Origin of the sequence: Arcticibacter sp., assembly GCF_045629565.1 — a bacterium.
Lineage (GTDB): Bacteria > Bacteroidota > Bacteroidia > Sphingobacteriales > Sphingobacteriaceae > Arcticibacter.
Map to the genome: position 1 here is coordinate 21,139 of NZ_JAZQRL010000123.1, position 15,182 is coordinate 36,320.

Annotated in this window: 7 protein-coding genes; all 7 read left to right on the forward strand. The window is 44.7% G+C overall.

All coding sequences use genetic code 11. The features are described 5' to 3' along the window. Positions 1 to 107 precede the first annotated feature (107 nt). The 7 genes from ACKI5J_RS16715 to ACKI5J_RS16745 all read left to right on the forward strand — a co-directional run bounded on the left by ACKI5J_RS16715 (position 108) and on the right by ACKI5J_RS16745 (position 15,170). The gene (locus tag ACKI5J_RS16715) at positions 108 to 2,537 is read left to right on the forward strand and encodes a glycoside hydrolase family 3 C-terminal domain-containing protein (protein ID WP_407430629.1); all 2,430 of its coding nucleotides are present in this window, start codon (positions 108 to 110) and stop codon (positions 2,535 to 2,537) included. 143 nt (positions 2,538 to 2,680) lie between these two features. Further along, positions 2,681 to 5,836: a SusC/RagA family TonB-linked outer membrane protein gene (locus tag ACKI5J_RS16720; RefSeq protein ID WP_407430630.1), complete on the forward strand. Its 3,156-nt coding sequence runs from the start codon at positions 2,681 to 2,683 to the stop codon at positions 5,834 to 5,836. Positions 5,837 to 5,841: 5 nt separating this feature from the next. Beyond that, positions 5,842 to 7,344 (forward strand): RagB/SusD family nutrient uptake outer membrane protein, encoded by a 1,503-nt coding sequence (locus ACKI5J_RS16725; RefSeq protein WP_407430631.1) that lies wholly within the window; start codon positions 5,842 to 5,844, stop codon positions 7,342 to 7,344. 5 nt (positions 7,345 to 7,349) lie between these two features. Beyond that, a complete protein-coding gene (locus ACKI5J_RS16730) occupies positions 7,350 to 8,072 on the forward strand; it encodes a hypothetical protein (protein WP_407430632.1) in 723 nt (240 codons plus the stop codon). A gap of 148 nt (positions 8,073 to 8,220) precedes the next feature. Next, the gene (locus ACKI5J_RS16735) at positions 8,221 to 10,674 is read left to right on the forward strand and encodes a glycoside hydrolase family 2 TIM barrel-domain containing protein (protein ID WP_407430633.1); all 2,454 of its coding nucleotides are present in this window, start codon (positions 8,221 to 8,223) and stop codon (positions 10,672 to 10,674) included. A 3-nt stretch (positions 10,675 to 10,677) separates the two neighbouring features. Further along, positions 10,678 to 13,266, forward strand: coding sequence for a glycosyl hydrolase family 95 catalytic domain-containing protein (locus ACKI5J_RS16740; protein WP_407430634.1), 2,589 nt, complete (start codon positions 10,678 to 10,680; stop codon positions 13,264 to 13,266). A 2-nt stretch (positions 13,267 to 13,268) separates the two neighbouring features. Beyond that, on the forward strand, positions 13,269 to 15,170 hold the full coding sequence (locus ACKI5J_RS16745; RefSeq protein WP_407430635.1) for an alpha-L-fucosidase: 1,902 nt from the start codon (positions 13,269 to 13,271) through the stop codon (positions 15,168 to 15,170). The last annotated feature ends 12 nt before the right edge of the window (positions 15,171 to 15,182 follow it).

Here is a 15,182-nt window from a genome sequence, read left to right on the forward strand (position 1 = left end):
TTCCAGGCTGTGATGTTAATATAACAGACTATTTAGCCAATTAAGGGGCACTTTCTGATCTCGGAAAACCCGGATCTTCGTAATCAAAGTAAACCTAATTTTTTCAGATGTCTGTAAATAGAACAAGCGGAATAGTATTGTTTGTTAGTGTCGTTCTTGGTGCTCATTTCCCGGTGGACTCCATGGCGCAAAATAAAACGAAGTCGATTTATCAAAAAGGTTGGATCGACTTCAATAAGAATGGAAAGAAAGATATATATGAGGATCCGGCACAAAGTATAGAAAGACGGGTTGAAGATCTGTTATCTCAGATGAACACGGACGAGAAGACCGCCCAAACAGCTACGCTTTATGGGTACGGGCGTGTACTTCAGGACGAGCTACCCAGGCCGGAGTGGAAGAATGCCATCTGGAAAGATGGCATAGCAAACATAGATGAAGAGTTAAACAGCGTACCCAATAATAAGAAGGCTGCTACCTCTTATTCATATCCGTTCAGCAAGCATGTAAAAGCTAAAAATACGGTGCAGAGATGGTTCATAGAGGAAACCCGGCTGGGGATTCCGGTTGATTTCACTAACGAAGGGATTCACGGATTATGTCATGAGAAGGCGACTCCTTTTTGCGCTCCGATTGGTATCGGAAGTACATGGAACAAAAATTTAGTGGGCAAAGCCGGGCATATCGTTGGCCGGGAAGCCAGAGTTCTCGGCTACACGAATGTCTATGCGCCGATCCTGGATCCGGCACGTGACCCAAGATGGGGACGTGTTGTAGAATGTTACGGAGAGGATCCCTTTCATATTGCGGAGTTGGGTAAGCAGATGGTTTTGGGAATACAGGCCGAAGGAGTAGCAGCAACCTTAAAGCATTATGCAGTTTATAGTGTTCCAAAAGGGGGAAGGGACGGCCACGCACGTACAGACCCGCACGTTGCTCCGCGTGAAATGCACCAATTGTATCTGTATCCTTTTAGAAGAGTTATTGAAGAAGCCCATCCTATGGGCGTCATGAGCAGCTATAATGATTGGGACGGGATCCCTGTTACGGGAAGCTATTATTTCCTGACGGAACTGCTGCGTAATCAGTTTGGATTTAAGGGCTATGTCGTTTCAGATAGTGAGGCGGTTGAATTTATAGCTTCCAAGCATCATGTTGCTGCGGATTTCAAGGGAGCTATTGAACAGGCATTAAAGGCTGGTCTTAATGTTTGGACGAATTTTAGGGATCCGAAGATTTATCTGGAGCCTTTGCGTGAGTTGGTTAAGGAGGGCAGGGTTTCTACAGATGTGCTGGATCAGCGTGTCAGAGAAGTGCTTGCCGTCAAGTTCAGATTGGGGCTTTTCGATAAGCCTTTGGTTGAAGATCCCGGCAAGGCGGATCATTTGGTACATACCCAGGCAGACCGGGATTTTGCTCATCAGCTTAACCGGGAGGCATTGGTGCTTCTGAAGAATGAGGCTAAGACGTTGCCAATGAGTAAGGATAAAGCCATGAAGGTATTGGTTACCGGACCTTTAGCTGAGGAAGTAAACTATACAGTAAGCAGGTACGGCCCCGGTAATAACCCTTCGCTTTCTATCTATAAGGCGCTGCAGGCATATGGTACTGAAAAAGTGAAGTTTGATTATGCCAGAGGTTGTGATATTGTTAATGAAGGATGGCCGGGTACAGAACTCGTTCCGACGCCCTTAACGGACGAAGAAAATGCGGGTATAGCAGCAGCTGTCGAGAAAGCAAAGAACGCGGATGTGATCGTAGCCGTAGTTGGTGAAGATGAGAAACGGGTGGGAGAGAGTTTGAGCAGAACAAGCCTGGATCTTCCCGGGCGGCAGCAGCAGTTGTTGGAGGCCTTGCACAAAACAGGTAAACCGATTATCGTAGTTCTTGTCAACGGGCGTCCGCTAACCATCAACTGGGCCGACCAAAATGTAAATGCTATTCTTGAAGCCTGGTTCCCCGGTCCAGAAGGGGCGAAGGCGGTTGCTGAATCCCTGTTCGGTGACTATAATCCGGGTGGTAAACTTCCCGTGACATTTCCGAAATCTATCGGTCAAATTGAGCTTAACTTTCCTTTTAAGCCGGGTTCTCACGCCAATCAGCCTTCCAGTGGTGATAACGGATTTGGAAGATCCCGCGTTAACGGGCCTCTGTATCCATTTGGCTTCGGCTTGAGTTATACCACTTTTGACTATGATAATCTAAAGATCAGTCCGGAAAAGCAGGCTGCCGCCGGAAATTTCAAGGTATCAGTAGATATTTCCAATACAGGAACGCTTAAAGGAGACGAGGTGGTGCAGCTTTATGTGAAAGATAAGTTAAGCAGTGTTGTTGTCTATGATTCCCAGCTGAGAGGATTTGAAAGAATTCACCTGGTACCTGGAGAGAAGAAGACTGTCACCTTCGAGCTTAAGCCCCAGGATCTTGAACTTCTAAACCGCGATATGCAAGCAGTTGTGGAACCTGGCGAGTTTGAAGTTCTGATTGGAAGCTCCTCAACTGATATCAGACAGAGGCATCTATTCCATGTGGAATAGTGTAAATCCAGTTGAATAATTCGCTAACCAGCCTACATAATCGCCTTTGTTTTTTCAGTCAATTGCAGCAATGAAAGGATTTTTCAAAATAGGCCTTTAACTACTAACCAGGGCAATCAGCCAAGAGAATTAAACCAAATAATATGATTAAAATTTGTACCCGATCTTCTTCATGTTTGACAGTAAGTAGTAAGTGGATAGCCGGGGCCACTAAGCTGCTTATACTTCTATTCGTTATGAATATGAATTCAAACGCATTTTCGCAGTCAGTTCTGGCCATTAGCGGTACGGTAACCGATAATAAGGGCGAACCACTTCCGGGCGTCAGCGTACGCGTGAAAGGGAAAACACAAGGTACCAGTACGAATGCTTTGGGAAAATATAACCTCAAAGTGACGGGAACAGGGATTATACTGCAGTTTACTTTTATAGGTTTCGAGACCAGGGAAGTCAATGTAGGTTCCCGAAGCGTCGTAAATGTATCATTAGCCGAAAGTGCTAATACGCTTCAGGAAGTCGTGGTGAGCACCGGATATGGAGGCTCTGCAAAGAAAAGGGACCTTACGGGTCCTATCAGTACTGTCGGTGAAAAGGCAATTGCTGAAAGACAACCAGTAACCATATTCGATGCTTTGCAAGGCCAGGCAGCGGGTGTGCAGGTGTCTAATGACAATGGCGATCCATTCGGTCAGGGAACTATTCAAATCAGAGGAGCCTCATCACTTAACTCCGGGAATGGTCCTCTTTATGTGATCGACGGTTTGATATCTCAGGACGCGTCATTTGTAAATCCCTCGGACATCTTATCTTTCGAGATTTTAAAGGATGCCTCCACCGCAGCTATCTACGGTGCGCGGGGTGCGAACGGTGTTATCTTAATTACCACCAAGAGGGGTAGAGAGGGACGCCCGATGGTGCAGGTCAATCTTTCCAATGTATTCGGCAGCTTGGCTAACAAACTACGTACTACGAGTGCTGATGAGCTCCGCTATTTCAGAAAGATGCGCGGAGGTGGCGACGGTTTTGGTGGAAACATCGATTCAGTTAATCCTTACCTGAACGCAGATAATGATTTCCAGGATTTATTGTTCAGGAAAGGAAACAGAAAGGTATTAGGTGTGAACGTCAGCGGAGCAACTAAAGGCTTGAGTTATTACGGAGGGGTTACCTACACAGATGATCAGGCAATTGTTATTAACAGCTGGATGAAGCGTTTGCAGGCTAAGATCAATGTGGACTACCAGGCGACTCCCAAATTAAAGTTATATAATAATCTTTCTTACAGCTATCAGACAGGAAATCAGATTCCGATTGCAAATAGTGCTAAGCAAGTTTTTGAACGTAATCCATGGACAAGTTTATACCGGCCGGATGGAAGTTTAGCAAGTTATGTGGAGTCGAAGCGAAATCCGGTTGCTTTTGCCATGCTTAATGAAGATCTGGATAATGACTACACGGCTCAGTTTAATACCAAGGCTGAATACAAGCTCTTGAGTTCGCTCACGTTCACCAGCTTGTTTAATGCCAGACTTGACAACGAAACGAATAGATCGTTCACTCCATCATCACTTACTGCTGGCGGTACAGGTGATGCCAGGGGAAGTAATACATTTAACAAAGATTTCTACTGGGAATTTCAGTCTTTTTTGAATTACGACAAGACTTTTGCCAAAGACCACTCCGTTACCGGTCTATTAGCCTTTACTGCAGATCGATTCAGATTTGACGATTACCGAATTTCAATGTTCAAGTATGTGAGCGAGGCCATTAATACTTCCAACGCAGGTATGTTGGATCTTAGTGGAACCGGCACTACCGCCGGCGCATATTCAAACGTTTCCGTATTTGGCCGTTTAGGTTATAATTACAAAAGCCGATATATTTTGCAGGGAACGATCAGAAGGGATGGATCGTCGAAATTTGGTATAAACAACAGATGGGGAACTTTCTTATCTGGTTCCGGAGCATGGAGAGTATCAGACGAGGAGTTCATGTCGTGGGCAAAACCTGCGCTTACTGATGCCAAGCTTCGATTTGGTATCGGACAAGCCGGTAACGATGCTATTGGTAACTATTCTGCCTATACGCTGGTTAATTTCGGTGGAGAGTTTTATAACGGAAACAGCGCTGCAGCGGAATCGTCGACTTTAGGTAACGATGCGATCAAATGGGAGACTACAACCTCAAAGAACCTGGGGCTTGATCTATCTTTTCTTAAAGGACGGTTAAACTTTGTTGCCGACTTGTACACTAAGACGACAACGGACCTTCTGTATAGACAGGAAATCCCGAAAGAAACCGGAAAATCAAACACCACCATCAATCTGGGATCAATTGAGAACAGAGGATTGGAAATGTCATTAACCGGTACCGCGATCTCAAATACAAATATGGGTTGGGATGTAAGTGCCAATATTTCCTTCCAGACTGGAAAGGTAAAGAAACTTGCGAACGGCACGCCGTTTATTAGCGGAAACATCTGGAGAATTGAAGAGGGTGGTAAAATCGGCGATATGTTTATGTGGAAAAACTTAGGCGTTTATCAATACGATGTATCGAACGCTTATACGCCATCAGGTGAAAGACTAACCCCGGTAAATGTGCAGGTTTCGGCAGACGGCTCATCGGTGGTAGATTTTGATGGGTACACGTTGAACGGCCAGCCATACACCGGAGATGTTCGCAAAAAGATGAGAAACGGAATTGTTCTTGAGGGTGGAGATACAGAATGGTATGACCTGAATAATGACGGACTGATTGATGATAATGATAAGGTTATCGTTGGAAACGGGTTGCCGGACTTCTATTTCGGTATCAATAACAATTTCCGGTACAAGGCCTGGTCTCTAAGCTTTTTGTTTACAGGACAGGTAGGCAACGAGATCTACAACAAAGTAAGAAACGATCAAAACGCTGCCTCATCTACTTATACACCTCCAATCTGGGATGCGGCAACCACAGCCTGGGCTAAGCAAGGAGATATTTCCAAATATCCTAACTGGGTAAGAAAGAACGATCGACAGAGTATCGTTACGGGTTATAACAGCCTTTACATCGAGGACGGTACTTTTATCCGTTTGTCGAGCGCAAGACTCACCTATACCTTTGATTCGAAACTGGCTAACAGGATGAAGCTAAAGGGATTAAGTCTGTATACATATGGTCAGAATCTTCTTACGTGGACCAATTACAGCTGGTACGATCCGGAGTTCAGTTCTTCAGGTTTAGAGATCGGTCAGGATAGCGGAAGGTATCCTAAGAGAAGAGAGATCGGTTTAGGTGTAAACGTTAATTTTTAGTAGAGATGAAAAAGATATTAACAACCATTATAGCTGCAGCCATTTTTTTATCTGGTTGTAAGGATTTTTTAACAGAGGAGCCCTTGGCGCAGGTTGCCACAGAGGCCTACTTTAAGTCGGGTAAGGATATTAATTCGGGGTTGGCGGGTGTGTACAGTTCATTTCAGGAGATGATGACGGGAACAGGAGAAGGATTTTCGGGAATGTATCATTACTGGGGTGAAGGAAGATCGGATAATTTTGATCGGTCACAATATGCAAACAGTATGATATCTGAGCTTGCAATCAATACATTGACTTCGGGTAATGCTTCTGCGAACTGGAATAACTTCTACCGTACAATAGCAAGGGCTAACCTGATGATTGAGCGCTTGCCTGATGTTCAGAAATATGATCCGAATGTTTCGACGGCAACAATCAACTCTGCGCTGGCACAGTGTTATGCTATGCGTGCTATATGTTACTTCTATATTGTACGTATATGGGGAGATGCACCCATTCGTACCGAGGCGTACGAAAGTCTGACAGTAAACCCGGAGCTTCCGAGAGAGTCTAAGGAAAAAATCTTTACGGAGGTTATTATTCCTGATTTGACCGTGGCTTATGATCTCATTCCAAAGGCTCAGACTCCCGTGGTATGGAACATCAGCGAGGGCGCTATTGCAGCCATGTTGGGAGATGTATATGCGTGGAGGAAGGATTATGATAATTCTAAATTATGGCTTTCAAAAGTGTTTGAGGCGAGAGGACCTAAGGGTGTGGCACATGGCAATACCGGTGCAACACTTGAGCCACAAGCTAGCTGGAAGAACCTGTTTTTGAACCCTGCAATTACCAATGAAGCAATTTGGAGTATTCATTGGGATTTCGCCAACAATGGTTGTGCATGCCTTCCGATTTCTGTAGGCAAGTCAAACAACCCGGTACGCGTGGACTCTATTATTCATGAGGATTGGAAAAAAATCAAAGCTGATACGCGTGTTGCCAAGACTATAGATACACTCCCCGGACTAGGACACATTGATAAGGTGGTTAAATATTATGACGTTAAAACGTTCGGAACCAACGCCAGTATAAACGAAGCATTTCCGGTATATCTGGTTATGTACCGGCTTGCCGATGTCTATCTGCTATACGCAGAAGCATTAAATGAGACCGGATTACAGTCTGAAGCGATCAGGTACCTGAACCTCATCAGAACAAGAGCAGGCCTTCCGGCGATTACAACGTCAAGCCCAGAGGCGGCCAGCAAGGAGACCCTTGCCGACGCCATCCTTGCTGAAAGAAGATATGAGCTTTTTGCTGAGGGTAAAAGATGGTTCGATATCGTAAGGGCTGATAAGGTGAAAGAAATCATGGATCCGATAATTAAATATCGCGTTGAGCGAATTACGCAGCGACCGGATCTTGTCGGTTTCGGCACAGATATGAACAAGATATTATGGCCGATTCACAGAACCCTTTTAGAGGACAATAAAAAGTTAGTTCAGAATCCATCTTACAACTAGTAAATATGAAAACCATAAAAAATCTAACGTCTTGTTTATTTCTTTTCATCCTTTTCAGTGCCATTCAGGGCTGCACCCTCTTTGGGCTGGATATGCAGGAAGACTATGACCGTAAACCCAACACCCTTAATCCTAATTTGAACAAGACAGCATGGCAATATTTAAAAGAGCGTGCTACAGGTTCTGCTGTAAATGATCAGATTTTTAGCAGAATGCTGGAGGGGATACAGTATGCAGAAATAGATAGCAACGAGTATAAAAAACCAGGCAGGACTTTTATTCTGCTTCATAACGACGCGATCAATCGTGCCACTACACCTCCGACAGATTGTTTCTTCGGAGCGAATATGGTAAACGCAAAGCCGGCAACAGCCTGGAGCGATTATCCTAAGGAGTTCGTAAAAAGGTATTTCGAATACCTGATCCTGGAAGGCGAATACAGCCATTATACACTTCCTGTTATAGAAGCGGTGAAGGTAAATACACTAGCGCCAGCGGGTTCGCTGATGTCACTTCCGGCAGGTATCACCAGGCATTCAAGTGTAGTTTTTACACCAAACCCGGAGTCCAAAATGTCTGTGCGGGTGCTGAACAGCTCCCCGTCTAATACCTCTGATTATCCTGTTCAGCTCAATGGTACGAGGAACGTGAGGACCAGCAGCCTTTTGGCCACCAATGGAGTTGTACATGTAATCGACCGCTTTCTAACTACAACCATACCTGATTAGTATCCTGGCAAAAGCAGATACACATTAAACCGAAGAGTGAACCCCAAAAGTTGTTGTCCAACTTTTGGGGTTCACTTCATGGATCATGATTACAGCCTCTTAATTACGCACTGATTCCATACAAGAGGGATCTTTAAAATTTGATGAAGTGAAGCGATTTCAACTATTGTTACTATTATTTGTTTCAGCGATATCTGTCTGTGCCCAACAGCGAGTAAGGCTAAATGATAACTGGCAATTTATGCGTCAGGACTTGGGAGGCATTTGGGAGGCTGTTCGCGGAGTAGAGCCAGGTAGTCCGGAGAGCGTCCCTTTATGGGAAAATGTTACCTTACCACACTGTGTCAACGCCGTAGACGGGGTACATCCGGATCTTAACTATTATCAGGGCCCTTCCTGGTACAGAACCCGGTTAAAAGTGAGCAATCCGTATGAAAACGGAAGGACGCTCCTTCATTTTGAAGGAGCAGGGCAAAAGACTTCAGTATTTGTCTATACCACAGAGGTGAAAACGCATGTAGGGGGTTATGATGAATGGACCGCTGATATTACGGAGGCTGTAGAAGCGTTTAAAAAAACGGATATCTGTAAAAAAGTGTTCAATGGTGAGGTCCCGGTATCGATACGAACCGATAACTCACGGGATTTAGAAATGATACCTTCAGATCTTTCTGATTTCAATATCTATGGAGGCTTATACAGGTATGTTAATCTTGTTTATGCCCCCGCGCTTTCCGTCGACAGGGTTTTTGCTCTTGCTGAGGTGGATAAAACAGGCAGGAATGCAAGGCTGCAGGTAAAAGCGAGATTCTATAACCCTGATCAGGCTGCTTCAGCTGACGTTGAAGTGAAATTACTTGATGAAAAAGGACGAATAGTAGAAAGGGAAAGCTTGAACGTACCTTTTCAGGATGGTTCTATATCATTAACCGACTGGCAACTAAAGAATCCTCAAGTTTGGTCTACTGTCCGGCCTTCATTATATACCGTTGAAGTTAGTATACACACTGCGAATGGAGAATCTAAGCATTCTGAGAAGGTTGGATTTCGTCACTTTGAATTTATCGAGAAGGGCCCGTTTATGTTAAATGGCAAACGCCTTTTGCTGCGTGGTACGCACCGGCATGAGGACCATGCGGGTGTGGCTGCAGCCATGACGGAGGATATGATTCGTACAGAGATGAAGATGATGAAGGATATGGGCGTAAATTTCATTCGTCTGGGTCATTATCAGCAATCGCGTATTGTGTTAGATCTTTGCGATAGTCTGGGCATACTGGTCTGGGAAGAAATTCCGTGGTGCCGCGGAGGATTAGGAGGCGATATCTATAAAGATCAGGCCAGGAGAATGCTCATTAACATGATTGAGCAGCATTACAATCATGCTTCGGTGATTATCTGGGGTTTGGGAAATGAGAATGACTGGCCTGGTGATTTTTCGGAGTTTGATAAGGAAAAGATCAGAGTGTTCATGAAAGAGCTAAACGATCTTTCACATAAACTGGATAATTCGAGAAAGACAGCCATCCGCCGCTGCGATTTTTGCAGCGATATCGTGGACGTTTACTCTCCTTCTATCTGGGCAGGTTGGTATCGTGGAGTGTATACTGAATACAAGCAGGTTAGTGAAGCAGAATTTAAAAAGTACAAGCATTTTCTCCACGTTGAGTGGGGCGGAGATAGCCATGCCCGTCGTCATTCTGAAAATCCGGACAATGCATTGATGAAGGTTCAGGCTGCAGGAGAAGCTGATGAACGTGCAGGAGATGCTTCTTTGTACGGAGGCAGCACCCGTGTTTCCAAAGACGGGGATTGGAGTGAATCGTACATCTGTAATTTGGTAGACTGGCATTTAAAAGAGCAAGAAACTATGCCTTGGTTAACAGGAACCGCACAATGGCCTTTTAAGGATTTCTCCACACCTGTTCGACCTGATAATCCGGTGCCTTACATGAATCAAAAAGGAGTTGTGGAACGTGATTTTACCAAAAAGGAGGTGTTTTACGTCTACCAGTCGTATTGGACAGATAAGCCTATGGCCCATATTTATGGGCATTCATGGCCTGTTCGTTGGGGAGAGCCCGGTGAGGATAAGATGATAAAAGTCTATTCTAATTGCGACGAGGCCGAACTTTTCTTGAATGGTAAAAGTCAGGGTGTTAAGCTGCGGAATAGTCAGGACTTCCCCGCAGCAGGGCTTCGTTGGAATCTGAATTTTATTGCGGGAGAAAACGATGTGAAGGTAATTGCCAGGAAGGGAAAGGTAACTGTTACAGACTCCAAAAGTTTTCGATACGAAACTGCAAAGTGGTCTGTGCCAGCCAGGATGATGCTCACTAAAATTGAAGACAGGGATGGTATCCAAACGTTGGAAGCGAGGATAGTTGACGAAAATAATGTTCCTTGTTTGGATGCACGGAACTGGGTTCGTTTTTCATTGTCGGGAGATGGGGAACTCATCGAAAACCAGGGAACGTCATCTGGGTCAAGTTTTCTCCAAATGTATAATGGAAGGGCAATAATTCGCGTAAAATCCACTAAGGGGAAGTACGTGATTGCTGTTAAATCTGAAGGAATTCCGACCGTTTCCCTAAATCTTTAAAATATGAATTTAAAAATATGCTGTTGTTTATTAGCATTCGGAATTTGTTTTTCCGACCGGGCTTACGCTAAAGGGAAAAGCAAGGTCTCCGGATTAAAGCTTTGGTATAACACACCTGCGAGAGCCTGGGAGGAAGCAATGCCTTTGGGGAACGGAAAAACCGGGGCGATGGTATTCGGCAGAGTAAGCAGGGAACGGATACAATTAAACGACAATACACTTTGGTCTGGATACCCTGCGTCAGGAAACAATTCTGACGGCCCTGTTATTCTGCCTAAGGTGAGAGAGGCCATATTTAAGGGGGACTACAAGCGGGCCTCTTCCTTATGGAAAAAGATGCAGGGACCTTATTCCGCCAGGTACCTGCCATTGGGGGATCTTATCCTGGATAATCATTTTAAGGATTCTACTGCTGCCTCTTATTACAGAGATCTGGATATAAGTCGTGCGTTAGCGACTACCAGGTATAAGGTAGGCGGGGTAAACTATTCGAGAGAAAGTTTTATCAGTCATCCGGATAAGGTAATGATGATAAAGCTAAGTGCTGATAAAAAAGGCGCTTTAAATTTTAGTGCCGCATTATCCAGCAAGCTTCGCTTTGAAGTCGCTGCCTTGCAAAACGATTATCTGGTACTTAAAGGAAAGGCGCCGAAGTATGTCGCTAACAGAGACTACGAATCGCAGCAGGTGGTATATGATGAGCTAGAGGACGGAGAGGGAATGACTTTCGAAATACACTTGCGTATGAAGACCGAAGGCGGGAATTGCTCGGTATCAGGCGACAGTCTGAAGATTACTGATGCTACTAGCGTTACGTTATATCTTACTGAAGCGACGAGCTTTAACGGCTTTGACAAGTCTCCGGGCCTTGAAGGAAAAAACCCGGCAATTGAAGCCAGAGTGAACATGGAACTGGCCTTGACAAAAAGCTATGACGAGATTAAAAGGTCACATATGGCTGACTACGCATCGCTTTTTAGTCGCGTTGAATTTTCTCTGGATGAAGAGGATACGAGATTGCCGGTAAACGAACGTTTACGGAATTTTAATATGTCAGATGGTGACCGTGGCTTGCAGGTGCTCTATTATCAGTTTGGCAGGTACCTGATGATTTCCAGCTCGAGATTAGGCTCCCGTCCGACCAACTTACAAGGGATCTGGAATGACGAGGTTCAGCCCCCCTGGGGAAGCAATTACACCATGAACATCAACACGGAGATGAATTATTGGCTGGCAGAAAATACAAATCTATCAGAACTTCATAAGCCACTCTTTGATTTTATTAAAGAGCTTTCGGTAAACGGTTCGAGAACAGCGAAGATAAATTACGACATTCCCAATGGTTGGCTGGCACACCATAACTCCGATCTATGGGCTAAAACGTCGCCTACGGGAGGTTATGATTGGGATCCTAGAGGTATGCCCCGATGGTCGGCCTGGCCAATGGCAGGAGCCTGGCTTTCCACCCACCTTTGGGAACACTATCTATTTAATGGGGACCGCAAGTTTTTAAAGGAGGATGCTTACCCGCTAATGAAGGGGGCTGCAGAGTTTATTCTGCACTGGCTGATCGACGATGTTCAAAGTGAGTATTTGGTGACTAATCCGTCGACATCTCCGGAGAATACCGTTAAGATAGAAGGGAAAGAGTTTCAACTCAGTATGGCTTCAACCATGGATATGGCTATCATCAGAGAGTTATTTACAGCCTGTATTCAAACATCAAAGCTACTGGGTATTGATAGCTCTTTCCGCGCAAAACTAGAGGCTGCCGAGTTGAAGCTTTATCCGTATCAGATCGGTCAATACGGGCAGCTTCAGGAATGGTATAAAGACTGGGACGATCCTAAAGATAGTCACCGGCATATTTCGCACCTGTTTGGTCTTTATCCCGGCAATCAAATTTCTGTATATACTTCTCCTGAACTTGCTGCAGCGGCTAAGCAGTCGTTGATTCATCGGGGAGACATCAGCACTGGTTGGTCAATGGCCTGGAAGATCAATTGGTGGGCAAGGTTGAAGGATGGGAACCAGGCATACAAGATATTAGCCTCTGCATTTAACTATATTGATCCTACCGAAAAGCGAGAGCAAATGAGCGGCGGAGGCACTTACCCTAATCTGTTTGATGCGCACCCTCCATTTCAGATAGATGGCAATTTCGGTGGAACGGCAGGTATGACGGAGATGCTTGTACAAAGTCATGACGGAGAGATAGAGCTCTTACCCGCTCTGCCAGAAGTCTGGAAAAACGGATATATTAATGGGATACGGGCGAGAGGAAATTTTGAAGTGAATCTTAGATGGAGAAATGGTCGACTGCATCGTGCGGTTGTTGTTTCCAAGGCCGGAGGGAATTGCCGACTTAGAACGAATACACCAGTTTTAGTGCGTGGTACAAAGACGAAAAAAGCGGAGGGCGAAAACAGCAATACTTTGATTTACAAGTCAGGAATGCCTGTGTATAAAAGATCATCCAAAACGGAATTGCCTGCGTTGAATCTCAAGGATAGTTATGTTATAGATTTTCAAACGGTTGCCGGGCATGAATATGTTATAGAAGCAATAACACCATCAAATACTAAGCTTTAACTATGAATAGACTTACAGTAAGCTGTCCCGGCATGTTATCGTTTATGCTCTCCATTGTTTTTATGATCATGCATGATAGAGCGAAAGCACAGGTGCAGGGAGATGAAGATCAAAATATGTTTAATCATGCGCAACAACGAGATCAACAGGCAATTGAAGAGGCGAAAAGTAGTTGGTGGACAAACGCACAGAAAACGCAGTCTGAAAGACTGATATGGTGGAGAGAAGCGAAGTACGGAATGTTTATCCATTGGGGAATCTATTCGGATCCTGCAGGAGAATGGAAGGGAAAAAAAGTCGAGGGATATGCAGAGCATCTTATGCGTAAGGAGCAGTTGAGTAAATCAGAGTACAGCAATCTCGCTCTACGATTTAATCCAAAACGGTTCCATGCTGAAGAGTGGATATTAAAAGCAAAAGACGCGGGTATGAATTATTTTATTGTTACCGCCAAGCATCATGACGGTTTCGCTCTATGGAACTCTAAGGTGTCCGAATTTGATATATTTGATCAGACCCCATTCAAACGCGATCCTATGGGGGAGCTGGCGGCAGCAGCAAAGAAACATGGTATCCGATTCGGATTTTATTATTCTCATGCTTTTGACTGGGAGCATCCTGATGCGCCGGGAAATGATTGGGAATATGCTAATCCCGGAGGTGATAAGCTGCTGGGAGGTACTAACTGGTTTGATACGCATCCTGAATGGTTACCTAAGGCAGCTAAATATGTCGATGAAAAGGCTATTCCGCAAATAAAGGAGCTAATTGCTAATTATCATCCTGACATTCTTTGGTTTGACACTCCACATAAACTTCCCTTGTCAGAAAATCTGCGCATATTGAAGGCGATCCGGGAAGCAGATCCTCATATTGTTGTAAACGGGCGTCTTGCCAGAAGTTCATCATTTAATTTCGGTGATTATATCAATACCGGTGATCGTCCGGCAGAATTCAGGTCGGTTGGCGGAGACTGGGAAGCTATACCAACAACAAATGAATCGTATGGCTATTCGAGACACGATAAAAGTCACAAGCCAGCCAGATTTTTTATCCAGCTTCTCGCGAAAGCATCCGCAAAGGGCGGTAATCTATTAATAAACATTGGCCCTAAGGGTGATGGAAGTTTTGATACAAAAGATTCGCAGATCTTAGACAGTATAGGATCCTGGATCCGCAAGAATAAAGAGAGTATTTATGGCACACGAAAGAGTAGTATACCTGTTCCATCCTGGGGAGTTATAACCGAAAAGCCGGGCAGGCTTTATTTGCATGTATTCAACTGGCCGAAAGATGGCATCCTGGAGTTAGGCGGACTGAAGAATAAAGTTTTGAAAGCATACGTATTAACAGACCCAAGGGGCCGCTCATTAAAGGTGAAGCAAGTAGGAGAAGCTGATTTTTCGATTGGGGTGCCATTGGAATCTCCGGATGACGCTGACGCAGTTGTTGTTGTGGATATAGCCGGAGATGTACAGTCTGATGGGGAACGAAGGATTACTTCCAAAGAAGGCGTTTATCGTTTGCTCGCCTTTGACGCAGACATCCATGGAGACGGCTTCAGTTTCGGAGATGGGAAAGCAAATCGTTATTTTGCTGAAGGGTGGAAGTCTGCCAATGATTACCTGACATGGGATTTAAAGATGCTTCATGATTCTAAGTACAGGCTGTTGGCCCGGTATCTTCCTGTAACAGAACCGGGGATGGCTTACGATATCCGTATAAATGGTTCTTCATTTAAGATGATCCCGAAAGGAGGTACGAAGGATATTCCAGTTCTCCAGGAGCTTGGTATTATTGATTTACCGGCTTCCTCTTACCGACTATCAGTGAAACGGTTGCATACTGAAGGAACGGAGCTTTTTAAACTTCTTGAAATGCAATTAATACCCCTGGTTAAGTAAATATAAATTTAG

Bases quoted from the DNA above. Each gene is read 5' to 3' on its own strand.
- ACKI5J_RS16725 (WP_407430631.1), top strand. From the start codon at position 5,842: ATGAAAAAGATATTAACAACCATTATAGCTGCAGCCATTTTTTTATCT.
- ACKI5J_RS16740 (WP_407430634.1), top strand. From the start codon at position 10,678: ATGAATTTAAAAATATGCTGTTGTTTATTAGCATTCGGAATTTGTTTT.
- ACKI5J_RS16745 (WP_407430635.1), top strand. From the start codon at position 13,269: ATGAATAGACTTACAGTAAGCTGTCCCGGCATGTTATCGTTTATGCTC.
- ACKI5J_RS16730 (WP_407430632.1), top strand. From the start codon at position 7,350: ATGAAAACCATAAAAAATCTAACGTCTTGTTTATTTCTTTTCATCCTT.
- ACKI5J_RS16720 (WP_407430630.1), top strand. From the start codon at position 2,681: ATGATTAAAATTTGTACCCGATCTTCTTCATGTTTGACAGTAAGTAGT.
- ACKI5J_RS16715 (WP_407430629.1), top strand. From the start codon at position 108: ATGTCTGTAAATAGAACAAGCGGAATAGTATTGTTTGTTAGTGTCGTT.